The sequence below is a fragment of the Pseudomonas sp. GL-RE-26 genome (genome assembly GCF_019956275.1).
Taxonomy (GTDB): domain Bacteria; phylum Pseudomonadota; class Gammaproteobacteria; order Pseudomonadales; family Pseudomonadaceae; genus Aquipseudomonas; species Aquipseudomonas grandcourensis.
Genome location: NZ_JAHBDI010000044.1, coordinates 105,935 through 131,936, shown reverse-complemented (window position 1 = coordinate 131,936; position 26,002 = coordinate 105,935). Strand labels below are relative to the sequence as shown.

22 protein-coding genes are annotated in these 26,002 nt (G+C 60.9%); 8 read left to right on the top strand and 14 right to left on the bottom strand.

Going from position 1 to position 26,002, the window contains the following annotated elements:
• Positions 1-194 precede the first annotated feature (194 nt).
• From KGB07_RS22750 to KGB07_RS22730, 5 genes are all read right to left on the bottom strand, one after another.
• Positions 195-929, bottom strand: coding sequence for an amino acid ABC transporter ATP-binding protein (locus tag KGB07_RS22750; protein WP_007985725.1), 735 nt, complete (start codon positions 927-929; stop codon positions 195-197).
• The gene (locus tag KGB07_RS22745) at positions 926-1,597 is read right to left on the bottom strand and encodes an amino acid ABC transporter permease (protein ID WP_223466639.1); all 672 of its coding nucleotides are present in this window, start codon (positions 1,595-1,597) and stop codon (positions 926-928) included. Before KGB07_RS22745 ends, KGB07_RS22750 begins: the two co-directional genes overlap by 4 nt.
• A complete protein-coding gene (locus KGB07_RS22740; RefSeq protein ID WP_046041041.1) occupies positions 1,597-2,343 on the bottom strand; it encodes an amino acid ABC transporter permease in 747 nt (248 codons plus the stop codon). The genes KGB07_RS22745 and KGB07_RS22740 overlap by 1 nt, the downstream gene beginning before the upstream one ends.
• A 354-nt stretch (positions 2,344-2,697) precedes the next feature.
• Positions 2,698-3,612 carry a glutamate/aspartate ABC transporter substrate-binding protein gene (locus KGB07_RS22735; RefSeq protein ID WP_046041277.1) on the bottom strand — a complete coding sequence of 305 codons (915 nt, stop codon included), beginning with the start codon at positions 3,610-3,612 and terminating at the stop codon, positions 2,698-2,700.
• 277 nt (positions 3,613-3,889) lie between these two features.
• Positions 3,890-5,518 (bottom strand): glucan biosynthesis protein D, encoded by a 1,629-nt coding sequence (locus tag KGB07_RS22730; protein ID WP_046041042.1) that lies wholly within the window; start codon positions 5,516-5,518, stop codon positions 3,890-3,892.
• A 417-nt stretch (positions 5,519-5,935) separates the two neighbouring features.
• Here KGB07_RS22730 and KGB07_RS22725 point away from each other — a divergent pair, with 417 nt between their 5' ends.
• Positions 5,936-6,121 carry a hypothetical protein gene (locus KGB07_RS22725; protein WP_046041279.1) on the top strand — a complete coding sequence of 62 codons (186 nt, stop codon included), beginning with the start codon at positions 5,936-5,938 and terminating at the stop codon, positions 6,119-6,121.
• A 305-nt stretch (positions 6,122-6,426) separates the two neighbouring features.
• Here the strand turns inward: KGB07_RS22725 and KGB07_RS22720 are convergent, their stop codons facing one another.
• The 9 genes from KGB07_RS22720 to KGB07_RS22680 form a co-directional block, all read right to left on the bottom strand.
• Positions 6,427-6,933 (bottom strand): Bro-N domain-containing protein, encoded by a 507-nt coding sequence (locus KGB07_RS22720; protein ID WP_223466586.1) that lies wholly within the window; start codon positions 6,931-6,933, stop codon positions 6,427-6,429.
• Between the two features lie 405 nt (positions 6,934-7,338).
• Entirely contained in the window at positions 7,339-8,823 is a 1,485-nt protein-coding gene (locus KGB07_RS22715) for an APC family permease (protein WP_046041047.1), read from the bottom strand.
• A 206-nt stretch (positions 8,824-9,029) separates the two neighbouring features.
• Positions 9,030-10,454: a gamma-aminobutyraldehyde dehydrogenase gene (locus KGB07_RS22710; RefSeq protein WP_223466585.1), complete on the bottom strand. Its 1,425-nt coding sequence runs from the start codon at positions 10,452-10,454 to the stop codon at positions 9,030-9,032.
• A 169-nt stretch (positions 10,455-10,623) separates the two neighbouring features.
• On the bottom strand, positions 10,624-11,433 hold the full coding sequence (locus tag KGB07_RS22705) for an ABC transporter permease (protein WP_223466584.1): 810 nt from the start codon (positions 11,431-11,433) through the stop codon (positions 10,624-10,626).
• On the bottom strand, positions 11,423-12,370 hold the full coding sequence (locus tag KGB07_RS22700) for an ABC transporter permease (protein ID WP_046041053.1): 948 nt from the start codon (positions 12,368-12,370) through the stop codon (positions 11,423-11,425). The genes KGB07_RS22705 and KGB07_RS22700 overlap by 11 nt, the downstream gene beginning before the upstream one ends.
• 1 nt (position 12,371) lies before the next feature.
• A complete protein-coding gene (locus tag KGB07_RS22695; protein ID WP_223466583.1) occupies positions 12,372-13,409 on the bottom strand; it encodes an ABC transporter ATP-binding protein in 1,038 nt (345 codons plus the stop codon).
• 248 nt (positions 13,410-13,657) lie between these two features.
• Positions 13,658-14,809, bottom strand: a complete 1,152-nt coding sequence (gene ydcS, locus KGB07_RS22690; RefSeq protein WP_046041056.1) for a putative ABC transporter substrate-binding protein YdcS — start codon at positions 14,807-14,809, stop codon at positions 13,658-13,660.
• A gap of 84 nt (positions 14,810-14,893) precedes the next feature.
• A complete protein-coding gene (locus KGB07_RS22685; protein WP_080925318.1) occupies positions 14,894-16,381 on the bottom strand; it encodes a gamma-aminobutyraldehyde dehydrogenase in 1,488 nt (495 codons plus the stop codon).
• A gap of 102 nt (positions 16,382-16,483) precedes the next feature.
• A complete protein-coding gene (locus tag KGB07_RS22680; protein ID WP_007975056.1) occupies positions 16,484-17,398 on the bottom strand; it encodes a LysR family transcriptional regulator in 915 nt (304 codons plus the stop codon).
• A 177-nt stretch (positions 17,399-17,575) separates the two neighbouring features.
• Here KGB07_RS22680 and KGB07_RS22675 point away from each other — a divergent pair, with 177 nt between their 5' ends.
• The 7 genes from KGB07_RS22675 (at position 17,576) to KGB07_RS22645 (ending at position 25,979) form a co-directional block, all read left to right on the top strand.
• Positions 17,576-18,268: a tellurite resistance TerB family protein gene (locus KGB07_RS22675; protein ID WP_046041060.1), complete on the top strand. Its 693-nt coding sequence runs from the start codon at positions 17,576-17,578 to the stop codon at positions 18,266-18,268.
• A 324-nt stretch (positions 18,269-18,592) separates the two neighbouring features.
• Positions 18,593-20,215, top strand: coding sequence for a methyl-accepting chemotaxis protein (locus KGB07_RS22670; protein ID WP_046041062.1), 1,623 nt, complete (start codon positions 18,593-18,595; stop codon positions 20,213-20,215).
• Entirely contained in the window at positions 20,215-20,751 is a 537-nt protein-coding gene (locus KGB07_RS22665) for a chemotaxis protein CheW (protein ID WP_046041063.1), read from the top strand. The genes KGB07_RS22670 and KGB07_RS22665 overlap by 1 nt, the downstream gene beginning before the upstream one ends.
• A complete protein-coding gene (locus KGB07_RS22660; protein ID WP_223466582.1) occupies positions 20,748-22,019 on the top strand; it encodes a CheR family methyltransferase in 1,272 nt (423 codons plus the stop codon). Before KGB07_RS22665 ends, KGB07_RS22660 begins: the two co-directional genes overlap by 4 nt.
• Positions 22,016-22,696, top strand: coding sequence for a chemotaxis protein CheW (locus KGB07_RS22655; protein ID WP_046041065.1), 681 nt, complete (start codon positions 22,016-22,018; stop codon positions 22,694-22,696). The genes KGB07_RS22660 and KGB07_RS22655 overlap by 4 nt, the downstream gene beginning before the upstream one ends.
• On the top strand, positions 22,693-24,972 hold the full coding sequence (locus KGB07_RS22650; protein WP_046041067.1) for a hybrid sensor histidine kinase/response regulator: 2,280 nt from the start codon (positions 22,693-22,695) through the stop codon (positions 24,970-24,972). Before KGB07_RS22655 ends, KGB07_RS22650 begins: the two co-directional genes overlap by 4 nt.
• Complete coding sequence (locus KGB07_RS22645) at positions 24,969-25,979, top strand: chemotaxis response regulator protein-glutamate methylesterase (RefSeq protein WP_046041068.1); 1,011 nt, start codon at positions 24,969-24,971, stop codon at positions 25,977-25,979. The genes KGB07_RS22650 and KGB07_RS22645 overlap by 4 nt, the downstream gene beginning before the upstream one ends.
• Positions 25,980-26,002: the final 23 nt, after the last annotated feature.

Here is a 26,002-nt window from a genome sequence, read left to right as displayed (position 1 = left end):
AACGGGCTTGCTCTGGTTTCCTGCCGAACGCGGAACCTGTGGCGAGGGAGCTTGCTCCCGCTCGGCTGCGAAGCAGTCGTAAAACCGATAAATGCGGTGTGTCAGACACAATGCATTTTCAGGTTTTTGGGCCGCTGCGCGACCCAGCGGGAGCAAGCTCCCTCGCCACAAGGGCAATCCAGTTACCGTCTTTCTTAGTGCTGCAGAATCTTGTTGAGGAAGTGCTGCGTGCGATCGGCACGGGCGTTGATGTCACCGAAGAACTCTTCTTTCTTGCAGTCTTCGATGATCTTGCCGGCGTCCATGAAGATCACCCGGTCGGCCACTTTACGGGCGAAACCCATTTCGTGGGTCACGCACATCATGGTCATGCCTTCGTGGGCCAGTTGCACCATCACGTCGAGCACTTCGTTGACCATTTCCGGGTCGAGCGCCGAGGTCGGTTCGTCGAACAGCATGACGATCGGGTCCATCGCCAACGCACGGGCAATCGCCACACGCTGCTGCTGACCACCGGACAGTTGGCCCGGATGCTTGTGGGCGTGGGCCGAGAGACCGACGCGTTCGAGCAGTTGCAGGCCTTTCTTGGTGGCTTCTTCCTTGCTGCGGCCCAACACCTTGATCTGCGCGATGGTCAGGTTTTCGGTGATGGTCAGGTGCGGGAACAGCTCGAAGTGCTGGAACACCATGCCCACGCGGGAACGCAGTTTCGGCAGGTTGGTCTTCGGATCGGCGATGGAGGTGCCGTCGACCACGATGTCGCCTTTCTGGAACGGTTCCAGGGCGTTGACGCACTTGATCAGGGTCGATTTGCCGGAACCGGATGGCCCGCACACCACGATCACTTCGCCTTTTTTGACCTCGGTGCTGCAATCAGTCAGTACCTGGAAGTCCCCATACCACTTGTTGATGCTTTTGATAGAGATCATACGGCGAACCTTTTTTGCAGACGCTTGACCAGCTGCGAGGCGGCAAAGCTGATGGTGAAGTACACGAGACCCGCGAAAATCAGGAACTCATTGGAGCGGCCAATGATGTCGCCACTGGCGCGCGAAGCATTGAGGAAGTCCACCAGGCCGACGGCGTAGACCAGCGAGGTGTCCTGAAACAGGATGATGCTCTGCTGCAGCAGCAGCGGTGTCATCTTGCGGAACGCTTGCGGCAGGATGATCAGGCGCATCATCTGCCCGTAAGTCATGCCCAGCGCCTGGGCAGCGCCCATCTGGCCTTTTGGAATCGACTGCACACCGGCACGGACGATTTCGCAGAAGTACGCCGCTTCGAACATCATGAACGCCACGATGCAGGAGGCGAATGCGCCGATCGGCGTGTCTTCGCCGGTGATCCAGCGCAGCACGAACGGTACCGCCAGGTAGAACCAGGTGATCACCAGCAGCAGCGGGATCGAGCGGAAGTAGTTGACGTAGGCGCCGGCCAGGTTCGACAGCAGTTTGTTGTGCGACAGACGGCACAGCGCCAGGATGGTGCCGAGGATGATGCCGCCGATCACGCCCATGGCCATCAGCTTGAGGGTCATGATCATGCCGTTCCACAGGCCCGGCAGGGACGGGATGATGCCCGAGAAGTCGAATTCCATCATTTACCCCCTACGGAGATCAGGCCCGGTACGGCGACTTTCTTCTCGACCAGGCGCATCAGCAACATCAGGCTCATGTTCAGGGTGAAGTAGATCAGCGTTGCCAGGGTAAAGGCTTCGAACAGGTTGGCGGAGAACTCGGCGGTCTGTTTGGTCTGCGCGAGCAATTCCATCAAGCCGATCAGCGAGGCCACGGAGGTGTTCTTGAAGACGTTCAGGAATTCCGAGGTAAGCGGCGGAATGATGATCCGGTAGGCCTGGGGCAGCAGCACGTTCCAGTAGATCTGCGGCAGCTTGAAACCCATGGCGCGGGCCGCGGATTCCTGGCCTTTTGGCAGGGCCTGGATACCGGTGCGCACCTGTTCGCAAACCCGGGCGGTGGTGAACAGGCCCAGGCACACGACGACGCTGAGGAAGGCCGAGGTGGTCGGGTTCAGATCCTGCTTGTACCACTCTTGCAGGTCCGCCGGCAGCAGGTCGGGTACCAGGAAGTACCAGATGAACAGCTGAACCAGCAGCGGCACGTTACGGAAGAGTTCGACGTAGCAGGTGGCGATGCCCGATACGATGCGATTCGGCACGGTACGCATGACGCCCAGGACCGAGCCCAATGTCAGGGCGATGATCCAGGCCGCGATAGCGATGCCGATGGTCCAGCCCAGGCCGGTCACGTACCAGTCGAAATAGGTTTCGCTGCCCACGCCGGTGGACTTGAAGAACACGCCCCAGTCCCAGTTGTAATTCATTAGGGTCTCCCCTCAGTTCAATCGATGTACAAGTGCCCGCTTGGGGGAAGCTCCGTTCCCGCCCGACCCAGGTGGCCTGTGTGGTCAGTTCTGTTAGCTCAACTTCGGCACCAGAAGTCCATATCCTTCGTTGCTGTTCCTCGCCATAGCGGGCTATGACTCGTCACAGCGCCTTGGCTATGAACTTCTGGCATCCGAATTTGAGCTAACGAACTAACCGTACAGGCCACTTCGATCAGGCACACGCCCCCGGCTCGACAGCCACCGGTTCGAGTGTTTCCAAAAAATGCCAGCAGGAAGTGACCACCTCCTGAAAGGGCCAGGGCCCTCTCAGGAGATAAGGTTAGTCAGAAATCAGGACTTCTTGTCGTCAGCCGCTTTATCAGTCGGTTTGGCGATCAGGGCCTTGAGTTCGTCGCTCATCGGGAAGTTCAGGTTCAGGCCTTTTGGCGGGATTGGTTGCATGAACCATTTTTCGTAGATCTTGTTGATCTCGCCCGATGCGTAGGTGGCCTTGATGGCGTCATCCACAGCCTTTTTGAACGGCTCGTCGCCTTTGCGCACCATGCAGCCGTAGATTTCGTAGGACTGTGGAGTGCCGGTCACGGCCCAGTCGCTTGCCTTCTTGGCCTTGGCGGCTTCACCGGCCAGCAGGGCGTCGTCCATCATGAAAGCCACTGCACGGCCGGTTTCCAGCATCTGGAACGACTCGCCGTGGTCTTTGGCGGAGATGACGTTCATGCCCATCTGCTTGTCGGCGTTCATCGCCTTGAGGATGCGCTCGGACGTGGTGCCGGCGGTGGTCACGACGTTCTTGCCGGCCAGGTCAGGGAAATCCTTGTACTTGGAGTCTGCCTTGGACAGCAGGCGAGTACCGATTTCGAAGATGCCAACGGAGAAGTCAACTTGCTGCTGACGCTCGACGTTGTTGGTGGTGGAACCGCACTCGAGGTCCACGGTGCCGTTCTGCACTAGCGGGATACGGGTCTGCGAGGTCACCAGGTTGTACTTGACCTGGAGGTTCGGCATGTCGAGGTCTTTTTTCAACGCTTCGACGACTTTCAACTGGATGTCGTGGGAGTAGCCGACCGGTTTGCCGGAAGCGTCTGCAATGTAGGAAAACGGAATGGAAGCGTCGCGATGGCCCAGGGTGATGGTGCCGGACTCTTTGATCTTCTTCAGGGTGCCGGTGAGTTCGGCGGCGAAAACTGGCGTGCTGATCAGAGCGGCAGCAATGGCTGCGCCCAGGATGTGGGGAACGATGCGCATCAAATTTTCCTCGACATTGTTTTTTTTATGGAGCCAGTTCATCGGCCCTTTTGTGCTGCAAAACACCTGAGCGCTATTGAGAGTCGGCGCAAAGGACATTCGTCGAAGAAGTGTAGAGCATGACTCGTGCCAGACCAGTCTCAATTGATCAAGTAATTGATTTATAAGGAAATTAAATATTTTTCGCGTTGAGATTTCAGTGAGATGGTCCGGTTAACCGAACCGACCCGCAGGTCGCGTTCGGAAAACCGAATGGTGGCTGGGTGCTACTCGGGTGTCAGGTGTATTTGCGCTTGTCCGGCGCTGGCGGGAAGTACTGATACAACCAGGTTTCACTCAACGTGCGGTCGTTGGTGCGGATGAACAGCCGCAGCTCGACAGGCTCGACGCTGTCACTGGTCGGGTACCAGTCAAACAGGATGCGGTAGCCTTTGATGTCATCGAGCTTGAGCACGCTGAAATCCTTGACCTCGCCGTTCGAGCAAGTGACTACAGGCTCGATGCCCGCGCCTTCAGGCAAGCGGTCCAAGCCGCCGCCGGTGAAGTCCACGGCAAAACGACGGGCCCAGACTGGTGGGTAATGTTCGCCTGGTGCCCAGCCTTCGGTGAAACCGCCCATGCCCGAACGGGTCGCGTTGACCCGTGCCAACGGCGTTCCGACTGGCGGCAATGCGCTCCAGTACAGCTTGTAGCCGTAGTTCAGCGAATCCCCCGCAGCCACCGGTTTCTTCGGCGTCCAGAAAGCGACGATGTTGTCCATGGTCTCGCCGGTGGTCGGGATCTCCAGCAGATCGATTGAGCCTTCGCCCCACGCGGTGGTCGGTTCTACCCACAGGCTCGGGCGGCGGCTGTACCAGTCGACGGTGTCCTGATAGCTGGCGAACTCGTGGTCGGTCTGCACCAGGCCGAAGCCCTTCGGGTCGGTATCGGCGAAGGCATTGAATTGCAGGGTGGCCGGGTTGTTCAGCGGGCGGCAGATCCACTCGCCATTGCCGCGCCACATGGCCAGGCGGTCGGAGTCGTGGATTTGCGGGTGAATGGTGTCGCACATGCGGCGCTCGTGGGTGCCGCAACTGAACATGCTGGTCATTGGCGCGATGCCCAGTTGGTCGATGGCGGTGCGTGCGTTGACGTGGGCATCGATCTCCATCACCACGCGCTCGGCCTGGCAGTCGATATCGAAGCGGTAGGCACCGGTGGCGCTCGGCGAGTCGAGCAAGGCGTAGACCACGAAGCGGGTGCTGTCCTTGTCCGGCGTCTCGAACCAGAACTTGGTGAAGTCGGGAAACTCTTCGCGCTTCTTGGCGTAGGTGTCGATGGCCAGTCCGCGGGCCGACAAGCCGTACTGGCCGGTGGCGTCCACCGCACGGAAATAGCTGGCGCCGAGGAAGGACACGACGTCGTGCTTGTCCAGTTCCGGGGCCTTGAACAGCTTGAAGCCGGAGAAACCCAAGTCGCCCTTGAGCTGCGCGGTGTCGACCGTGGTGTTTTCATAGTTGAACAGCGACGGGCGGAAATGCACCTCGCGGGCCATGCGGGTTTTCGGATCGACGCTGTACATGCGCACTGGCTGCTTGAAGCCCATGCCGACATGGAAGAACTGCACGTCCAACTGGCCCTTGAGCTCTTTCCACAACGAATGATTGCCGTCGTAGCGGATCGCATTGAAGTTCTGCGGCGTCATGGTCGCCAGGGTCGGCGGCAACTGCTGCTTGGTGTCCTGGTAGCGATTGCTGGCGAGCTGTTTGGCCTGGAGCTTGAGCGCCTCGAAATCGAACGCGGTGGCCTCGCCATCAGCGGTGCCGCCGCTGGCGGCCCAGGCCTTGGCGGCCAACAGGCCCGTGGCGGACAAACCGGTGTAGGCCGCGATGGCCATGGAGGCTTTGAGCAAGTTCCTGCGGTGCATAAATACAACCTGTCGTGAACAATCCCGCGCCGTTCCTGGCACGTGCTGGATCAGAAATATCGGTTCGGACATGCCTTCGGCCAAACGCAACGGACTTTTAAACAGATGCCCGACAGCTTAAACCGTTCGATTGCAGAGCAAAATTGATTGATGGCACTGCGCCGGCTCGGCAATGAAACAAGACATGTCGGGAAACAATTCCGACAGGGGCTTCTGATTTACAGGGCATTTCTGCTTTTTTCGACTAATTACTCTAAAAACCGCTTTTCAGCGCCCGGAATATTTCTATTCTGTACACATGACCGGTTTATGCCCGAAAGACCGGTGCGGTTCAGTCGGCACATTGCGGCTGCTGAAAAGGGGGAGGGCGATGCGTTTTTTTTGCAGTTTTCTTTGACGTTTAGAAGGACATCGTCCATGTCGAAAGTACAAGGCATCACCGAAATGTTGGGAATCTTTCCGTGTCTGGCCCTGGGGCGACGAAGACGCCGGCTCAATAGCGAGGAAATGAAACTGGTGGAACGCTATCGGGAACTGTCGGAGAGCGACAGGATCGCGATGAGGTATCTGGTGGATGCGATGAGGAGTGTTTCGCGGTTTTGAGCAGGGCGGGTTACCGTGAGAGCCATTTGGCCTTCACGGTGGCCAGGCTGGTTAACCTGCCTGCATCAGCGTCGGCTATGCCAGCGTCTATTGCTGGCTGTCGGACAGATTGCTGGTCGAGCTTATGGAGATACGCTTCTGCAAACGAGCTATCACATGGAATCATTTCGATGATGTTTCGTTTGTCGCTGCGAGTCTCGTTCATGTGGATGTAACTCATTCAGCAGGACAATTAATTGAGAGGACTCAAACCAAAGGGACGGACTGTGAAGTCTGTCCCTTTTTGATCAGCTCGATTTATCCCTTCAACGGCAAGTGCCCGCGATTGGGAAGGGGCGCTGTACCTGCATCAGCTCAGGCATGTCTCGCCACTTGATCCAGGCGTGATGTTGGTAATGCAGCAAGGGCACCGAAACTCCGGCCCAATTCAAGGAGCTCAGGCTTGGCAGGTTTTCCACAGGCTCTGATTTCGCATCACGCAGCGAGGGAATGACTTCGTTGCTCAACCACTGGCGCAGATTGCGGTTTTCCGGGACGAAGTGGTGGACCAGCAAGGCGTACATGCCTGATTCGCTGACCATCAGGGTTTCGACCGTTTTGCCGTCTTTGCGCAGCCAGACGGTGCGACGTTGGTCGGGGTCGAGTTTCAGGGTCAGGCGTTCATTGAGTGGTTTGCCCATCAAGCGACCCAGATCCTGGGCACAGAACCAAGCTTGGTTGTTTTGCATGAAGGCGTGGAGGAAACGGTTGTGGCGGGTGAAGACGGAGGGATCGAAATAGGGAAGAGGCGAGCTTTGAGGATGCATTGGCATGGCGTGATTTCCGTTTTGGCTTGGAAAGTCGCCACCAACCCTTCGACAGGTTGGGTGGCGGACCGAGTGACGTTCGAAGCCGGGACACTTCCAATCAAAACGGAAGCCGGAAGGCCCGCGCCACACGGCCCGCCATAAAGCAGAACTGAAGGCATAAAGCAGCCACAGTTCTATGGGGGCACACGAGCACCGTTTTGACTTGTTCCGGCTTCGACTCCGGGCCGCTGATTTGGCAGCGACGGAGCAAAGCCTATCGGTCAGGCGCTCGCGGCGCCAAGTCTACTCTGGCGACACTTGTTGTAGGAAACGAGGGTTTTTCAGGAAGGCTGCGCCTGTAGGAATGTCTTGTGTCTGCACTGGGCAGAACTCGCCCCGAGATCGCACTTGATCCCGGGGCGATTTTCATTAGTGACTAACCTTCCACGCATCCCCCGCAGGTGCCGTACCGTGGTCATACGGCTTGGCGATCCACATGTAGAGCAGGCCCAGACCAATCACGATGGCAGTGCTCAGCACCATCGCGTAGTTGATGTACCACGCGGCATCCGGGGTGCGTGGCCAGGCCATGTTGATGATGGCACCGACACCATAGACCAGCGCGCCGATGTTCACCGCCCAGCCCCAGGCGCCGAGGGTGAATTTGCCACTCGGTTTCCAGCCTTTCATGCGGGCGTACAGGGCCGCAAGCACGATCATCTGGAACGCCAGGTAGATGCCAATGGCCGCGAAGCTGACGATGGTGGCGACCGCGTCTTGCAGGAAGAAGCCGAGGATGATGATCAGTGCCGGCAGGACACCGGACACGAACAGCGCGGCAACTGGAACTTGAGTTGTAGGGGAAATCTTCTTCAGCAGTCGGCTGCCGATGACCATTTCGTCACGGGCGTAGGAATACAGCAGACGACTGGCCGCCGCTTGCAGGCTGATCACGCAGGAGATGAAGGAAATCATCACCACGCCCATCACCACTTTCGAACCGACCGGGCCGAAGGCGTTGTTGAGGATGGTGGTGACCGGGTCCTTGTCGGTACCGTTGATCACCGCTTGCATGTCCGGCACGGCCAGGATCAGCGCCAGGCAGGCGAACATCGCCGCGATGCCGCCGATGTAGATGGTCATGCGCATGGCCACCGGGATTTTCTTGCTCGGGTTCGGGGTTTCTTCGGCCACGTCGCCGCAAGCCTCGAAGCCGTAGTACAGGAACATCCCCGCCAGCGAGGCGGTGAGGAAGGCCGGCAGGTACGAGCCGTCGACGCTGATATCGAAGGTGTTGAACAACACACTGATGGGTTGATGGCGCTCGAAAATCAGCAGGTAAACGCCGACGATCACCGCGCCCACCAGTTCGCAGAGGAAGCCGAACATGGCGATTCGCGCCAGCACTTTGGTGCCGCTGAGGTTGACCAGGGTGGCGAACAGCGTCAGGAACAGGGCGATGATGATGTTGGTGTTGTTGCTCGGCTCAAAGCCCATCATGGCGGCGAGGTACGGACCGGCACCCACTGCAACCGCCGCGATAGTGACGCACAGGGCGATGGAGTAGATCCAGCCGACGATCCACGCCCAGCGTTTGCCCACCAAGCGGCGAGCCCAGGGGTACACACCGCCGGAAATCGGGAACTGCGAAACCACTTCGCCGAAGATCAGGCACACCAGCAGTTGGCCGCAACCGACCAGCAAGTAAGCCCAGAACATCGGTGGCCCGCCGGCGGCGAGGCACAGGCCGAAGAGGGTATAAACCCCTACGACCGGAGACAGATAAGTGAAGCCCAGGGCGAAGTTTTCCCACAGGCTCATGCTGCGATTGAAGTTGGAGGTGTAACCGAGTTTGCGCAGTTGCTCGGCATCGCTGTCGGCAAGGGCTGCAGAGAGATCGGGTGATGCACTCATGTGTGATTGCTCCGGAAAATCGGCAGATTTCGGATGTCCGAAACCGTGACGGGGCTTTGGGAGCGCCGCCCGGATCGGTGGTTATTGTTTTGTCTTCTTTGGGGTGGAGCCTGGTGGTGCTGGGTACCGGCTTCTTCCTTGGAACCGTGGTGACGCCTTCGCGAGCAAGCCCGCTCCCACAGGGATCGGGTTTGCCTGAAAGGTTTTTAGTGCTTGAACATCACATGCCGCACAACGGTGTAGTCCTCCAGCCCGTACATGGACATGTCCTTGCCATAGCCGGACAGTTTCTGACCGCCGTGGGGCATTTCGCTGACCAGCATGAAGTGCGTGTTGACCCAGGTGCAGCCGTACTGCAAGCGCGCTGCCAGGCGATGGGCGCGGCCGACGTCGGCGGTCCACACGGAGGAGGCCAGGCCGTAGACCGAGTCGTTGGCCCAACCCAGCACCTGCGCTTCATCGCTGAATTTGGTCACCGACACCACTGGCCCGAACACTTCGCGACGGACGATTTCGTCGTCCTGTTGTGCATCGGCCAACACGGTCGGTTCGAAGAAGAAGCCATTGCCCTCAACCGCCTTGCCGCCGGTGATCAAACGAATGTGCGGCTGGGTGATGGCGCGCTCGACGAAACCGGCCACGCGGTCGCGGTGTTGCGCGGTGATCAGCGGGCCGAGTTCGGTCGATGGATCATCCTGCAAGCCGTACTTGATGCTGCTGACGGCGGCGCCGAGTTTCTCGACGAACTTGTCGTAGATGCCTGCCTGGGCATAGATGCGGCAGGCAGCGGTGCAGTCTTGCCCGGCGTTGTAGAAACCGAAGGTGCGGATGCCTTCGACGGCGGCGTCAATGTCGGCGTCGTCGAAGATGATCACCGGGGCCTTGCCGCCCAGTTCCATGTGCATGCGTTTGACGCTGTCGGCGGTGCTGGAAATGATGTTCGAACCGGTGGCAATCGAACCGGTCAGCGACACCATGCGCACTTTCGGGTGGTTCACCAGCGGGCTGCCGACGGTAGGACCACGGCCGAACACCAGGTTGAGCACACCGGCCGGGAAGATCTCCGACGCCAGCTCGGCCAGGCGCAGGGCGGTCAGCGGGGTTTGTTCCGACGGCTTGAGCACCACGGTATTACCGGCGGCCAGGGCCGGGGCGATTTTCCAGGCGACCATCATCAGCGGGTAATTCCACGGCGCGATGGAGGCGATCACGCCCACCGGATCGCGACGGATCATCGAGGTGTGCCCTGGCAGGTATTCGCCACCGGCCGAACCGCTCATGCAACGGCTGGCGCCGGCGAAGAAACGGAACACGTCGGCAATCGCCGGGATCTCGTCGTTCAGTGCGGCGCTGTAGGGCTTGCCGCAGTTGTCCGACTCCAGTTTGGCCAGCTCTTCGCCGTGGGCTTCGATGACATCGGCGAGTTTGAGCAGCAGCAGCGAACGCTCTTTCGGCGGGGTATGCGACCAGCTGTCGAACGCGGCGTCGGCGGCGCGTACGGCGGCATCGACCTGGGCTGCGCTGGCTTCGTTGATGTCCACCAGCACACGGCCCAAGGCCGGGTTGAATACGGGTTGGGCGGGGCCTTCGCCGTCTTGCAGTTGGCCGTTGATCAAGAGTTTGGTTTGCATGGTTCTGTCCTCACTAACACTTTTATTTTTCTGCCTGAACCGGATCTAAATGTAGGAGTGAGCCTGCTCGCGATAGCGGTCATACAGTCGACATCACTATTGAATGACAGTCAGTCATCGCGAGCAGGCTCACTCCTACAGAGATTCGGTTCCTTCAGTGGTTATTCGGTTATTTCCCACCACTGCCCGCAACGCTTTCGCCGCCACGGGTCAGGTAATAGGCGCCGAGAATCGGCAGCATGGTCACCAGCATCACCAGCATCGCCACGACGTTGGTCACCGGCACATCTCGTGGGCGGCTGAGCTGGTTGAGCAGCCACAGCGGCAGGGTGCGTTCATGGCCGGCGGTGAAGGTGGTGACGATGATTTCGTCGAACGACAGGGCAAACGCCAGCATGCCGCCGGCCAGCAACGCCGAGCCAAGGTTCGGCAGGATGATGTAGCGGAAGGTCTGCCAGCCGTCGGCGCCGAGGTCCATCGAGGCTTCGATCAAACTGTGGGAGGTGCGACGCAAGCGGGCGATGACGTTGTTGTAGACGATCACCACGCAGAAGGTCGCGTGGCCGACGATGATGGTGAACATCCCCGGTTCGATTCCCAATGTTTTGAAGGTCGCCAGCAGCGCGATCCCGGTGATGATCCCCGGCAGGGCAATCGGCAGGATCAGCATCAGCGAGATGCCTTGCTTGCCGAAGAAGTCGCGGCGATACAACGCGGCGGACGCCAGCGTGCCGAGGATCATGGCGATCAGGGTGGCAATCGAGGCGATCTGCAACGACAGCTTGATCGCTTCGAGCACGTCCGGCCGTGAGAACGCCACGCTGAGCCAATTCAGAGTGAAGCCCTTGGGTGGAAAGCTGAATGCCGCGTCTTCGGTGTTGAAGGCGTACAGGAAGATGATCAGGATCGGGAAGTGCAGGAACACTAGCCCGCCCCAAGCTGCGATTTTCAGGCCTATTGAGGCTTTCTCAGAGTGCATCGAAGGCCCCCAGTCGTTTGACGATGGACAGGTAGATGGCGATCAGCACGATCGGCACCAGGGTGAAGGCGGCGGCCATCGGCATGTTGCCGATTGCGCCTTGCTGGGCATACACCATGCTGCCGACGAAGTAGCCGGGCGGGCCGACCAGTTGCGGCACGATGAAGTCGCCCAGGGTCAGCGAGAAGGTGAAGATCGAACCTGCGGCAATGCCCGGGATCGACAGCGGCAGAATCACTTGCGTGAAGGTCTGGCGCGGCTTGGCACCGAGGTCGGCGGAGGCTTGCAGCAGCGAGGGCGGCAGGCGTTCCAGCGAGGCCTGGATCGGCAGGATCATGAACGGCAGCCAGATGTAGACGAACACCATGAAGCGGCCAAGGTGTGAGGTCGACAAGGTACTGCCGCCAACGCCCGGAATGCCCAGCACGAACTGCAGGACCGGTTCCAGCCCCAGGTGCTGCACGAACCACTGCGCCACGCCGCCCTTGGCCAGCAGCAGCGTCCAGGCGTAGGCCTTGACGATGTAACTGGCCCACATCGGCATCATCACCGCGATGTAGAAAAACGCCTTGGTCTTGCCGGTGGTGTAGCGCGCCATGTAGTAGGCAATCGGGAACGCGACGATGGCGCTGGCAATCGACACCACAATCGCCATGCCCAGGGTGCGCAGGATGATGTCGAAGTTCGATGGCTGGAACAGCGCGGTGAAGTTTGCCAGGGTCAGGTCGGGAGTGACCGCCATGGTGAAGTCATCGAAGGTGTAGAAACCCTGCCACAGCAGCGTCAGCAACGAGCCGAGGTAGATCGCGCCGAACCACAGCAACGGCGGCACCAGCAGCATCGACAGGTACAGGTTCGGCCGGCGATACAACAGGTTGGAAAACCTGCGCAACGGCGAGCCGCCTGACGAGGTTTGAGTAATAGCCAAGGTGCTCATCTCACACCCCGCCTGCAAGGGTGTCGTGCAAATGGACCATCGCTTCCCGTGCCCAGCGTGCGCTCAGGCGCTGCCCGGTCTGGTGTTGCGAGCTGCTGTCGATCCACTGATTGTTGGCTTGGCTGATGTTCAGGGTCTGGCCGTTTTCCAGTTTCAGTTCGTAGCGGGTGGCGCTGCCCTGGTATTGGATGTCGTGGAGCAAACCGCTGACTTCAATCTCGTGGCTGGCCAGCGGGCCTTCGGCGAAGCGCACGTGTTCCGGACGAATCGAGAACGGCTGCGGATTGCCACTGAGCTGCCTGGCCAAGTCACCGCGAATCACGTTGGAGGTGCCAACGAATTCCGCCACGAAGGTGGTGGCCGGTTTCATGTACAGGTTGCGCGGGCTATCGACTTGTTCGATGCGCCCCTTGTTGAACACCGCCACCCGGTCGGACATCGACAGCGCTTCGGTCTGGTCGTGGGTGACGAAAATGAAGGTGATGCCGAGCTGGCGTTGCAGCTTCTTCAACTCGCCCTGCATTTGCTCGCGCAGTTTCAGGTCAAGGGCACCGAGGGGTTCGTCGAGCAGCAGCACCCGTGGACGGTTGACCAAGGCGCGGGCCAGGGCCACACGCTGGCGCTGACCGCCGGAGAGCTGCACCGGCTTACGTTCGCCGTAGCCGCCGAGGGCGACCATCTCCAGGGATTCTTCGGCGCGCTTGAGGCGTTCGGCCTTGCCGATGCCTTTGACTTTCAAGCCGTAGGCGACGTTGTCGCGAACGTTCATGTGCGGGAACAGCGCGTAATCCTGGAACACGGTGTTCACGTCGCGCTGGTACGGCGGCAGGCCGGCGGCCTCTTCGCCATGAATGCGGATGGAGCCTGCGCTCGGTTGTTCAAAACCGGCGATCAGGCGCAAGCAGGTGGTCTTGCCCGAGCCGGACGGCCCCAGCATGGAGAAAAACTCGCCGTCCTGGATGTCGATGGAAACCCGGTCTACGGCTTTCACTTCACCGAATAGACGGGAAACGTTGGTGAACTGGACTGCAAGCGTCATGGTGCGGTGCTCCAAAAAGGCGAAGGCCGTCGCAGCGGCCCTGCCTGGACTTCTGAAAAAACAGTCATTCGAAAATCAGCTTTGCTTCTTGAAAAGCGTCGATCACATAAAGTCGTTTCGGGAGCGTAGCGAGCGGCGATTAGCCGTGTCCGGCCAGCGCGCAGCCCCCGGAGCGTACGTCAGTACGTGAGGAGGCGAGCACTGCCCGGGCGCGGCTGGTCGACGCGCAGTAGCTACCGGAATGACTTTTACCTGCCGCCCATGATCGCGATGTAGTCCTGGGTCCAGCGGCTGTACGGCACGAACTTGCCGCCTTCAGCCTGCGGGGTTTTCCAGAAGGCGATCTTGTCGAACTGGTCGAATCCGTTGGTCTTGCAGCCTTCGGCGCCGAGCAACTCGCTCTCTTTGCACGCCGCCGGAACCGCTGGCAACGAGCCGAACCACGCTGCTACGTCTCCCTGGACTTTCGGTTGCAGCGACCAGTCCATCCACTTGTAGGCGCAGTTCGGGTGCTTGGCCTCGGCGTGCATCATGGTGGTGTCGGCCCAACCGGTGGCGCCTTCTTTCGGAATGGTCGAGGCGATTGGCTGCTTCTCGTTCATCAGGCCGTTGACCTGATACGGCCAGGCACCGGAGGCAACCACGCCTTCGTTCTTGAAGTCGCTCATTTGTACAGTGGTGTCGTGCCAGTAGCGGTGGATCAACGGCTGCTGGGCGCGCAGCAGGTCGAGCACGGCCTTGTACTGGGCTTCGGTCAGTTCGTACGGATTCTGGATGCCCAGTTCCGGCTTGGCGGTCTTCAGGTACAGCGCCGCGTCGGCGATGTAGATCGGGCCGTCATAGGCCTGCACGCGGCCCTTGTTCGGCTTGCCGTCCGGCAGGTTTTCCGCGTTGAACAGCACGCCCCAGCTGGTGGGCGCGGTCTTGAACACGTTGGTGTTGTACATCAGCACGTTCGGGCCCCACTGATACGGGGTGCCGTAGGTCTGCTTGTTGACCACGTACCACGGTCCATCCTTGAGGCGCGGGTCGAGGTTTTTCCAGTTCGGGATCAACGCGGTGTTGATCGGCTGCACACGCTTGCCGACGATCAGGCGCAGGGACGCATCGCCGGACGCGGTGACCAGGTCGTAACCGCCCTTGGCCATCAGGCTGACCATTTCATCGGAGGTGGCCGCGGTCTTGACGTTGACCTTGCAGCCGGTTTCTTTCTCGAAACCGGTCACCCAGTCGTAGGCCTTGTCACTCTCGCCACGTTCGATGTAGCCGGGCCAGGCCACAATATCCAGTTGGCCTTCGCCCGCCCCGACAGCTTTGAGCGGCTCGGCGGCCTGGACACTTGCGCTGGCCAGCAGCGCGGTGGTGATTGCACTGAGCAGTGCGGTCTTGTGCACGAACATTGGAATTCCCTCTTCTTTAATTATGGTCGGGGCAGTGTTTTGAACGTGGTGAAGCATGCCGTTGGCGGCTTGTTATTAGCGTAGTCAGAGATGTTCGCCATGGCGGGCCATGATGTGCCGCACCACGCTGTAGTCCTGAAGCGAATCGCTGGACAGGTCTTTGCCGTAGCCCGAACGTTTCAGGCCGCCATGGGGCATTTCGCTGACCAGCATGAAGTGGCTGTTGATCCAGGTGCAGCCGTACTGCAAGCGCGCCGCGACTTGCATGGCCTTGTCGAGGTTCTGCGTCCAGACCGACGAGGCCAGGCCGTATTCCGAATCGTTCGCCCAGTCCACCGCTTGTTCCAGCTCTTCGAAGCGGGTCACGGTGACCACCGGCCCGAACACTTCGCGCTGGACGATCTCGTCACTTTGCTTGCAGCCAGCCAGCAGGGTCGGCTGGTAATAGAAGCCGGCGCCGGAATGCACCGCCGCGCCGGTCACCCGCTCGATGTGCGGCTGGCCGAGGGCGCGCTCGACAAAACTGGCCACGCGGTCACGTTGGCGGGTGCTGATCAGCGGGCCGATTTCGTTGTCTGCGTCGCGTTTGCCGGCGAAGCGCAGGCTGCTGACGGCCGCGCCGAGCTCGGCCACCAGACGGTCATGAATCCCGGCCTGGGCGTAAACGCGGCAAGCGGCGGTGCAATCCTGTCCGGCGTTGTAGTAGCCGTAGGTGCGTACGCCTTCGACCACGGCCTGAATGTCGGCATCGTTGCAGACGATCACCGGAGCCTTGCCGCCGAGTTCGAGGTGGGTGCGTTTGAGTGTCTTCGATGCGGCCTGGAGAATCTTTTGGCCGGTGACGATATCGCCGGTCAGCGACACCATGCGGATCTTCGGATGGCTTACCAGATGGCTGCCGACACCTTCGCCGCCACCGCAAACGATGTTGATTACACCGCGCGGCAGGATCTCGGCCAGCGCCGGGGCCAGGGCCAGGATCGACAGCGGCGTGTGTTCGGACGGCTTGAACACCAAGGTGTTGCCGGCGGCGAGGGCTGGGGCGATTTTCCACGCGGCCATCATGATCGGGTAGTTCCACGGCGCAATCGACGCCACGACCCCGATAGGATCGCGACGGACCATGCTGGTGTACCCCGGCAGGTATTCGCCGCTGAGCTGGCCGGTCTGGCAACGCACGGCACCGGCGAAGAAGCGGAACACGTCGACCGTGGCACTCAGGTCATCCTGGCGGGCCAGGTGCAACGGCTTGCCGCAGTTCATGGATTCGAGGCGGGCCAGCAGGTCGGCATTCTTTTCGATGGCGTTGGCGATCTCCAGCAACAGGTTCGAACGCTGTTGTGGCGTGGTCCGCGACCAACCGGCAAAGGCACGATGGGCGGCGAGGATGGCGGCTTCGACCTGCTCGGTGCTGGCTTCGGCGATCTGCGTGACGACTTCGCCGGTAGCCGGGTTGAGAATCGGCTCGACGCAGCCTTGACCGGCGACTAATTCACCATCAATCAACAATGCGGTGAACAACGGGGTCTGCGCGCCAGCCATTTTTCGGGTTCTCTTTTCTTGTGTGGCCATGGTGTTCCCAGTAATTGGGGCCCGGCCGTCTTATATAGATGTAACAAGACTAGTTCGCAGACCCGAGGACAACAAATACTAAATACTGAAGGTGGCGTTCGATTAAATAGATGGCTTGCGCCCTCCGTGGGGTTGCTCGCGGGCGACCGTGAGGAAGGGGTCTACCAGCGCCGGCCGCGCGGTGCCGCGACGCCAGGCCAGGCCGACATCCAGGGTCTGGCTGAGGTCGGCGATCGGCCGCGCTTCGATGATGTCGCCCTCCAGTGACCATGGGCGATACGTCATGTCGGGCTGGATCGATACGCCCAAACCGGCGGCCACCAGGCTTCGCACCGCTTCGGTCGAGGCGGTGCGCAGGGTGATGCGCGGTTGCAAGGAGGCTGCCGACCACATGCGCTGGGCGTTGCGGTCCATTTCATCGACGTTCAGTTGAATCAATGGCTCGCGGGCCACGTCGGCGAGGTTGATGCTGTCGTGTTCCAGCAGTGGATGCTGGGCCGGCAGCCATAGCCGGTGCGGCGAGTGGGTCAGTACTTCGGTCTGCAGGGCGTGGCGGTCTTCGAGGTTGGACAGGATCAACACGCCGACATCGATCTCGCCACTGACCAGCAAATGCTCGATGTACGGGCGCTCATCTTCCATCACGCGGATTTCCACGTTGGGGTAGGCGCGCTGGAAGCGGGTGAGCAAATCCGCCAAGTAGTAACCGGCCACCAGGCTGGTCACGCCGACGATCAGTTGCCCGGCGACCTGGTCGGTGCTCTGTTGCAGGCTGCGCTTGGCGTTATCCACGGTGGCCAGGATCAAGTGCGCCTGACGCAGGAATTGATGCCCCTGGTGGGTCAGGGTCATGCCTTTGGCGTGGCGGCTGAACAGGCTGACGCCGATTTCCTCCTCCAGTTGCTGGATCGCCAGGGTCAGGGTCGACTGGGAAATGAACGCGGTTTGCGCGGCGGCCGAGATCGAGCCGGTCTCGGCCACGGCGATGAAGTGACGGATCTGACGCAAGGTCATCATGGGAAAGTACCCGGTGGGCTGTTTTTATCGATTGGCGAGAGTGTATATCTTTTTTTCTGATAGGCCGGCGCAAGCGGCAATGCAACATCTGGAAGCACTCTCGCCCACGGGACGTGGGCACTTTCGTTTTAGGCTGGTGGTTCTGGTTTCAGGTTAAACGTCTTGTGGAGGCGGTAAATGAACACCCGTGGATTGCTCGATCAACTACTCAAGTCCGGCCAGGACCTGTTGCAGAACAAGGCCGGTAGCTCACAGCAAAAGGGTGCGAGCGGCGGCACCAGTGCCCTCGGCAGCTTGCTCTCCGGCGCGAGTGGCGGGGCATTGGCGGCAGGCGCCATGGGCTTGCTGCTCGGCAGCAAAAAGGCCCGTAAAGTCGGGGGCAAGGTCGCGGTCTACGGCGGTCTCGCCGCGTTGGGCGTGCTGGCTTATAAAGCCTACGGTAACTGGCAGGCGCAGCAGGGCGGTGCGGCCGGTACGGAACCGCAAACCCTGGACCGCGTGCCGGCCGCGCAAGTCGAGCTACACAGTCAGGCGATTCTCAGGGCGCTGGTGGCGGCGGCCAAGGCTGACGGTCATGTCGATGAGCGTGAGCGTGCCTTGATCGAAGGCGAATTCACCCGGCTCGACAGCGACCAGGAGCTGCAACACTGGCTGCACACCGAGCTCAACAAGCCACTGGACCCGAGCGATGTCGCCCGCGCCGCCCGCTCCCCGGAAATCGCCGCCGAGATGTACATCGCCAGCGTGATGATGGTGGACGAGGAAAACTTCATGGAGAAGGCCTACCTCGATGAGCTGGCGCGCCAGCTCAAGCTGGAGCCGGGGTTGAAGGCCGAGCTGGAGAAGCAGGTTCGCCAGGCTTCCCTGTAAACCTTCAGACTGCATTCGCGAACAGGCTCGCTCCCACACGGGATCTTCAGTGATCACAGTTTCTGTGTACGCTAGATATTCAATGTGGGAGCGAGCTTGCTCGCGATGGCGTTTTCGGCCACAACACCTCCCCAATGACCATTGCATGGTCCCTTTCTGCCCAATCACCCCAGGCACCCATCCCCTTCATTAGCGGACAGTCCCAACCCAGAGCCCATCGCGCCTTTTTTCAACGGGATGAGAAGCGGTGCGCACCGTCTTATAAATGAAACACCGCCCTCGGCTATACTCCCCGCATTTCGAATCAGGCCCCGAGGATTGACTGTGAAGAACTGGACGTTACGCCAACGCATTTTGGCGAGCTTTGCGGTAATTATCGCCATCATGTTGCTGATGGTGGTCCTCTCCTATTCGCGATTGCTGAGGATCGAAGAGAGCGAAGCCAGCGTGCGGGACGACGCTTTGCCGGGGGTTTATTACAGCTCGATGATTCGCAGCGCTTGGGTCGACACTTTCCTGCAGACTCAGGAATTGCTCGGATTGAAAGAAGGGCAGGGCATCAGCAGCGAAGACGCTGCGGAATTCAAGGCTTTCGAAGCGCGTCTGCTGGAGCAGATAGGTAACTACCGCAACACCATCACGACCGATGAAGACAAGGTCGAGTTTGCCGCTTTCGAACAACGGCACGAGGAGTTCAGCAGGATTCTGACGGCAGTGCTCGATCTGCACAGCCGCAACCAGGAAGCCGAGGCCGTCAAGTTGTTCACCGAGCAACTGACCCCGGTCTGGACCGCAGGTCGCACGAAGCTCAACGAAATCCTCCGCGAAAACAAATTGGTGGCCGACCACGAAATGGCCGCCATCGACGACGCCGTGCTTTCGGCAAAAATCAGCATGGGCATTTCCCTGCTGGTGGCCGTCCTGGCTGCCGGCCTCTGCGGTTTGCTATTGATGCGCGCCATCATGGCGCCGATGAACCGCATCGTGAAAATCCTTGAAATCATGCGCACCGGCGACCTCAGCAGCCGCCTGAACCTGGAGCGCAAGGACGAATTCGGCGCGGTAGAGACCGGTTTCAACGACATGATGTCCGAGCTCACTTCTCTGGTGTCCCAGGCCCAGCGTTCGTCGGTGCAGGTGACCACGTCGGTGACCGAGATCGCCGCAACGTCCAAGCAGCAACAAGCCACCGCCACCGAAACTGCCGCCACCACCACGGAAATCGGTGCGACCTCCCGTGAGATCGCCGCCACTTCCCGGGATCTGGTGCGCACCATGACCGAGGTCTCCACCGCCGCCGATCAGGCTTCCGTGGCCGCCGGCTCCGGGCAGCAGGGCCTGGCGCGCATGGAAGAAACCATGCACTCGGTGATGGGCGCGGCCGATCTGGTCAACGCCAAGCTGGCGATCCTCAACGAGAAGGCCGGCAACATCAATCAGGTGGTGGTGACCATCGTCAAGGTCGCCGACCAGACCAACCTGTTGTCGCTCAACGCCGCCATCGAGGCCGAGAAGGCCGGGGAATACGGACGCGGTTTTGCCGTGGTCGCCACCGAAGTACGGCGCTTGGCGGACCAGACGGCCGTGGCCACCTACGACATCGAGCAAATGGTCCGCGAGATCCAGTCGGCGGTATCGGCCGGGGTCATGGGCATGGACAAGTTCTCCGAAGAGGTGCGTCGCGGCATGTCCGAGGTGCAGCAGGTCGGTGAGCAGTTGTCGCAGATCATCCATCAGGTCCAGGCGCTGGCACCGCGGGTGCTGATGGTCAACGAAGGCATGCAGGCCCAGGCCACCGGTGCCGAGCAGATAAACCACGCGCTGGTGCAGTTGGGTGATGCCAGCAGCCAGACCGTTGAGTCTTTGCGCCAGGCCAGTTTCGCCATCGATGAGCTGAGCCAGGTGGCCGTTGGGCTGCGCAGCGGCGTTTCGCGATTCAAAGTCTGATGAGCGAAATCACGGCCAAACGCTCTGCCGTGAAGCAGGCGCTGCAAGCCTTGTTTCTGGTGTTTCGCATCGGTAACGAACGCTATGCCTTGAAGGCTATCGAAGTGGCTGAAGTGCTGCCGCGCCTGCCGTTGAAGCCTGTTCCCCATGCGCCTGTATGGGTCGCCGGGGTGTTCGCCTATCGGGGCTCGGTGGTGCCAGTGATCGACTTGAGCGCACTGACCTTTGGCATGCCTGCACAGGCCCGTACCAGCACGCGACTGGTGCTGGTCAACTATCGCCCGGATGAAACCGCCGAGACGCAGCTGCTCGGACTGATTCTGGAGCAGGCGACTGACACCTTGCGCTGCGATCCGGCGGATTTTCAGCCCTACGGCCTGGACAATCGCCAGACGCCCTACCTCGGGCCGGTGCGCAAGGACGAGCAGGGCTTGCTGCAATGGGTGCGGGTCGGCGATCTGCTGGACGATCAGGTGCGCGCCTTGTTGTTTCCCTCGCCGCCTATGGATTCGGCGCTGCTGCAGGAGCGGCCATGAACAGCGACCAGCGTTTTTTCGACTTCCTCAAGGAAACTATCGGACTCGACGTGACCTCGGTGGGGCCTGCGATCATCGAGCGAGCGGTGCGCCAGCGCAGCATCGTTTCGCAAGCAGTCTCGGCCGATGAGTATTGGCGCACCTTACAGGGCTCGCGGGACGAGCAGCAGGCTTTGATCGAAGCGGTGATCGTTCCGGAAACCTGGTTTTTTCGTTATCCGGAATCCTTCGTCACCCTGGTGAAACTGGCTGGCAAGCGTCTGGCCGAGATCAACAACCTGCGCACACTGCGGATTCTCAGCCTGCCGTGCTCCACCGGCGAAGAACCGTACTCGATCGCCATGGCGTTGCTCGATGCCGGGCTCAAACCGCACCAGTTCAAGGTCGATGGCCTGGACGTCAGCCCGTTATCAGTGGAAAGAGCCCGGCGGGCGTTGTACGGCAAGAATTCCTTTCGGGGTGACGACATTGCATTTCGCGACCGTCATTTCATTGCCGAAGGCGAGAGCTATCGCCTCGATCAGCGGGTGCTCGAGCAAGTGCGCCTGCAGGTTGGCAATCTGCTGGATCCGGCCTTGCTGGCCGGTGAACCGTCCTTTGATTTCGTGTTTTGTCGCAACCTGCTGATCTATTTCGACCAGCCGACCCAGAAGCAGGTCTTCGAAGTGCTCAAGTGCCTGACCCATGTAGACGGCGTGCTGTTTATCGGGCCGGCCGAAGGCAGTCTGCTGGGGCGTTTGGGGATGCGCTCGATCGGCATCCCGCAGTCCTTTGCGTTCAGTCGACAGGGCACTGCGGACCCTGAACCCTTGCCGGCATTCGTTCCAGCGCCATTGCCAGTGCCGCAACCGCTGCGCAATCCGCCGCCTGCGCCAGTGCGCAGCCGTCCGTTTGTCCGGGTTGCGCCGCTGCGGCCTGCACCTGCAATCTCCGGCGCCGACACTGCCGCGCTGCTGGCCAATATCGCCGTGCTGGCCGATGAAGGCAAAAGCGCCGAGGCGCGAGCGGCGTGTGAAAGCTATTTGCGCAGCCATGAGCCGGTGGCCCAGGTCTTTTATTGGCTGGGACTGCTCAGCGATGTGGCCGGCAATACCCTTGAAGCCCAGGGTTTTTATCGCAAGGCGTTGTACCTCGAACCGCAACATCCCGAAGCGTTGATGCACCTTGCCGGGTTGCTGCAGGCCCAGGGCGACGCGATGGGAGCCAGACGATTGCAGGAGCGTGCCGCCCGCAGCGCACGTTTCGCCGACAGTGAGCGTAAACGATGATTGCCTCCGACACCTTTAGCGTCACCCGGGATGCCCAGGCCATCGACGATTGCTGGAACCGCATCGGTATCCACGGCGACAAGTCCTGCCCGCTACTCAGCGAGCATATTCATTGCCGCAATTGTGCGGTGTATTCGGCGGCCGCCACACGCTTGCTCGATCGCTATGCGTTGCAGCAGGAAGATCGCGGGATCGTGTCCGTTGCGCTAGAAAACGAGGTGAAAACCCGCTCGCTGTTGATGTTCCGTCTGGGTGAAGAGTGGCTGGGGCTCGCGACCCGAAGCCTGGTAGAGGTGGCGCCGCTGCAAGCGATTCACTCTTTGCCGCATCAACGTTCCCGGGCCTTGCTCGGCGTGGCGAATGTGCGCGGCGCGCTGGTCGCCTGCCTGTCGCTGGTGGAGTTGCTGGGGCTCGACAGCACTGGCAACGCGGTGTCCGGCACGCGGGTCATGCCACGCATGTTGATCATCGCCGCCGATGGCGGGCCGGTGGTGGTGCCGGTGGATGAGGTCGACGGGATTCACGCCATCGACGAGCGCATTCTCGATAGCGCATCGCGCTCGGGTGCCCAGGCCAGTGCCAAATACACCCGTGGCGTGTTGCAATTCAAAGGTCGCAGCCTGCGTTGGCTGGATGAAGAACAGCTGCTGTCCGCCGTGACCCGGAGTCTCACATGACCCCCGAGCAAATGCGCGACGCCTCTCTGCTGGAGCTGTTCAGCCTGGAGGCCGAAGCCCAGACCCAGGTCTTGAGCGCCGGCCTGCTGGCGCTTGAGCGCGACCCGACCCAGGCCGATCAACTTGAATCGTGCATGCGCGCTGCGCACTCGCTCAAGGGCGCGGCGCGGATCGTCGGTGTCGACGCCGGGGTCAGCGTCTCCCATGTGATGGAAGATTGCCTGGTCAGTGCCCAGGAACGCCGCCTGTTGCTGCGCCCCGAGCACATCGATGCGTTGCTGCAAGGCACTGATTTGCTGATGCGTATCGCCACGCCGAATAACAACCCGGAGGCCGCGGACATCGAGGTCTACGTGGCGTTGATGGCGCGATTGCTGGACCCGACGGCCCCGCTGGTTGCGCCTTCCGCACCGGTGATGGCCGAACTTCAGCTCGAAGCGCCGTCGCCAAGGGTCGAGCCGCCGGTGCCTGCCGTCGAACCGCCATCGGCGCCGACCCCGCGCAAGACCAAACGCACCACCGAAAACGGCGAGCGAGTGCTGCGTGTTACCGCCGAGCGCCTGAACAGCCTGCTCGATCTGTCGAGCAAATCCCTGGTGGAAACCCTGCGGCTCAAACCGCACCTGGCGACCATGCAGCGACTCAAGCGCATGCAGAGCAACAGCCTGCGCGCACTGGAGAATCTCAATGTGCATCTCAAGGATCACGCCTTGAGCCTGGAGGCCCAGGAAGCCCTTGAGGATGCGCGGCGGCTGCTCGCGCAATCCCAGCAATTGCTCATTGAAAAGAACGCCGAACTCGATGAGTTCGCCTGGCATGCCAGCCAGCGGGCGCAAGTGTTATACGACACGGCGCTGGCCTGTCGCATGCGGCCGTTTGCCGATGTGCTGACCGGGCAAGTGCGGATGGTCCGGGATCTGGGGCGCGATCTGGGCAAACAGGTGCGGCTGGAGATTGAAGGCGAAAAGACCCAGGTCGATCGCGACGTACTGGAAAAGCTCGAAGCGCCGCTGACTCACCTGTTGCGCAACGCGGTCGACCACGGCATCGAGACCCCGGAGCAACGCCTGCTGGCGGGCAAGCCGGCGGAAGGTTTGATTCGCCTGCGCGCGTCTCATCAGGCCGGTTTGCTGGTGCTTGAACTGAGCGATGACGGTAACGGCGTGGACCTGGAAAAGGTCCGTCGCAGCATCGTTGAACGAAGTTTGTCGCCCGCGCAAACCGCCGCGCAGTTGAGCGAAGAGGAATTGCTGACGTTCCTGTTCCTGCCCGGTTTCAGTCTGCGGGACACGGTCACCGAGGTGTCCGGTCGCGGCGTCGGCCTGGATGCGGTGCAGCACATGGTCCGGCAGTTGCGCGGCGCGGTGGTGCTGGAGCAGACGGCGGGCGAGGGCAGTCGTTTCCACCTCGAGGTACCGCTGACCCTGTCGGTGGTGCGCAGCCTTGTGGTGGAAGTCGGCGACGAAGCCTATGCCTTCCCGCTGGCGCACATTGAGCGCATGTGCGACCTGGAGCCGGCGGATATCGTGCAGGTCGAAGGCCGCCAGCATTTCTGGCACGAAGGCCGGCATGTCGGCCTGGTGGCGGCCAGTCAGTTGTTGCAACGTCCGGCCAGCCAGAACAGCGGGCAAACCCTGAAGGTCGTGGTGATTCGCGAGCGCGATGCGATCTACGGCGTGGCCGTGGAGCGGTTTATCGGTGAGCGGACCTTGGTGGTGCTGCCGCTGGATGAGCGTCTGGGCAAGGTGCAAGACATTTCCGCCGGGGCCCTGCTCGACGACGGCTCGGTGGTGCTGATCGTCGACGTCGAAGACATGCTGCGTTCGGTGGATAAGCTGCTCAACACCGGTCGCCTGGAGCGCATTGCCCGCCACAGCAATCAGGTGGTCGAGGCGGCCCGCAAACGAATTCTGGTGGTGGATGATTCCCTGACCGTGCGAGAGTTGCAGCGTAAGCTGTTGCTCAATCGCGGCTACGACGTGGCGGTTGCGGTGGACGGCATGGACGGCTGGAACGCGCTGCGTTCGGAGGATTTCGATCTGCTGATCACCGACATTGATATGCCGCGCATGGACGGTATCGAATTGGTCACGCTGCTGCGTCGGGACAATCGCCTGCAATCGCTGCCGGTGATGGTGGTGTCCTACAAGGATCGTGAAGAGGACCGGCGCCGTGGACTGGATGCCGGGGCCGACTATTATCTAGCCAAGGCCAGTTTTCATGACGACGCCTTGCTCGATGCAGTGGTTGAGCTCATTGGAGGAGCGCGGGCATGAGGATCGCAATCGTCAACGACATGCCCATGGCGGTGGAGGCCCTGCGCCGCGCCCTGGCATTCGAGCCGGCCCACGAGGTGGTCTGGGTCGCCGGCAATGGTGCCGAAGCGGTGCGCCAGTGCGCGCTGGACACGCCGGACCTGATTCTGATGGACCTGATCATGCCGGTAATGGATGGCGTCGAGGCTACGCGGCGGATCATGGCCGAGACCCCCTGTGCCATCGTCATCGTCACCGTGGATCGCCAGCAGAACGTGCACCGGGTGTTCGAGGCCATGGGCCACGGTGCGCTGGACGTGGTCGACACCCCGGCCCTCGGCGCCGGCAATGCCCAGGAAGCGGCCGCGCCGTTGTTGCGCAAGATCATGAACATCGTCTGGCTGATCGGCGACAAGGGCAACAGCCCGCGCTCGACGCCGGCACCGTTGCGCAGTTCGGGCTCTCGCCAGAGCCTGATCGCCATTGGCTCATCCGCGGGTGGGCCGGCAGCGCTGGAAGTCTTGCTCAAGGGACTGCCGCGTGATTTCTCTCCGGCCATCGTGCTGGTGCAGCACGTTGACCAGGTGTTTGCCGCCGGTATGGCCGAGTGGCTCGGCAGCGCCAGCGGCCTCGACGTGCGCCTGGCCCAGGAGGGCGAGCCGCCGCAAGGCGGCACGGTGTTGCTGGCCGGCACCAATCATCATATTCGCTTGCTCAAAAACGGCACGCTGGCCTACACCGCCGAACCGGTCAACGAGATCTACCGGCCCTCCATCGATGTGTTCTTCGAGAGCGTGGCCAGTTACTGGAATGGCGACGCCGTAGGAGTTTTGCTTACAGGCATGGGACGTGATGGCGCCCAAGGGCTTAAACTCATGCGCCAACAGGGCTACCTGACCATCGCACAAGACCAAAACAGCAGTGCGGTGTACGGCATGCCGAAGGCGGCCGCAGCCATCGACGCTGCCGTGGAGATTCGCCCGCTGGACAAGATAGCGCCACGATTGCTGGAGATTTTCGCCAAATGAGCACTTTTTCCCTCATTCCTGGC

Coding starts and splice junctions, on each gene's coding strand:
- KGB07_RS22750 (WP_007985725.1), bottom strand. CDS start 929: ATGATCTCTATCAAAAGCATCAACAAGTGGTATGGGGACTTCCAGGTA.
- KGB07_RS22745 (WP_223466639.1), bottom strand. CDS start 1,597: ATGGAATTCGACTTCTCGGGCATCATCCCGTCCCTGCCGGGCCTGTGG.
- KGB07_RS22740 (WP_046041041.1), bottom strand. CDS start 2,343: ATGAATTACAACTGGGACTGGGGCGTGTTCTTCAAGTCCACCGGCGTG.
- KGB07_RS22735 (WP_046041277.1), bottom strand. CDS start 3,612: ATGCGCATCGTTCCCCACATCCTGGGCGCAGCCATTGCTGCCGCTCTG.
- KGB07_RS22730 (WP_046041042.1), bottom strand. CDS start 5,518: ATGCACCGCAGGAACTTGCTCAAAGCCTCCATGGCCATCGCGGCCTAC.
- KGB07_RS22725 (WP_046041279.1), top strand. CDS start 5,936: ATGTCGAAAGTACAAGGCATCACCGAAATGTTGGGAATCTTTCCGTGT.
- KGB07_RS22720 (WP_223466586.1), bottom strand. CDS start 6,933: ATGCCAATGCATCCTCAAAGCTCGCCTCTTCCCTATTTCGATCCCTCC.
- KGB07_RS22715 (WP_046041047.1), bottom strand. CDS start 8,823: ATGAGTGCATCACCCGATCTCTCTGCAGCCCTTGCCGACAGCGATGCC.
- KGB07_RS22710 (WP_223466585.1), bottom strand. CDS start 10,454: ATGCAAACCAAACTCTTGATCAACGGCCAACTGCAAGACGGCGAAGGC.
- KGB07_RS22705 (WP_223466584.1), bottom strand. CDS start 11,433: ATGCACTCTGAGAAAGCCTCAATAGGCCTGAAAATCGCAGCTTGGGGC.
- KGB07_RS22700 (WP_046041053.1), bottom strand. CDS start 12,370: ATGAGCACCTTGGCTATTACTCAAACCTCGTCAGGCGGCTCGCCGTTG.
- KGB07_RS22695 (WP_223466583.1), bottom strand. CDS start 13,409: ATGACGCTTGCAGTCCAGTTCACCAACGTTTCCCGTCTATTCGGTGAA.
- ydcS (WP_046041056.1), bottom strand. CDS start 14,809: ATGTTCGTGCACAAGACCGCACTGCTCAGTGCAATCACCACCGCGCTG.
- KGB07_RS22685 (WP_080925318.1), bottom strand. CDS start 16,381: ATGGCCACACAAGAAAAGAGAACCCGAAAAATGGCTGGCGCGCAGACC.
- KGB07_RS22680 (WP_007975056.1), bottom strand. CDS start 17,398: ATGATGACCTTGCGTCAGATCCGTCACTTCATCGCCGTGGCCGAGACC.
- KGB07_RS22675 (WP_046041060.1), top strand. CDS start 17,576: ATGAACACCCGTGGATTGCTCGATCAACTACTCAAGTCCGGCCAGGAC.
- KGB07_RS22665 (WP_046041063.1), top strand. CDS start 20,215: ATGAGCGAAATCACGGCCAAACGCTCTGCCGTGAAGCAGGCGCTGCAA.
- KGB07_RS22660 (WP_223466582.1), top strand. CDS start 20,748: ATGAACAGCGACCAGCGTTTTTTCGACTTCCTCAAGGAAACTATCGGA.
- KGB07_RS22655 (WP_046041065.1), top strand. CDS start 22,016: ATGATTGCCTCCGACACCTTTAGCGTCACCCGGGATGCCCAGGCCATC.
- KGB07_RS22650 (WP_046041067.1), top strand. CDS start 22,693: ATGACCCCCGAGCAAATGCGCGACGCCTCTCTGCTGGAGCTGTTCAGC.
- KGB07_RS22645 (WP_046041068.1), top strand. CDS start 24,969: ATGAGGATCGCAATCGTCAACGACATGCCCATGGCGGTGGAGGCCCTG.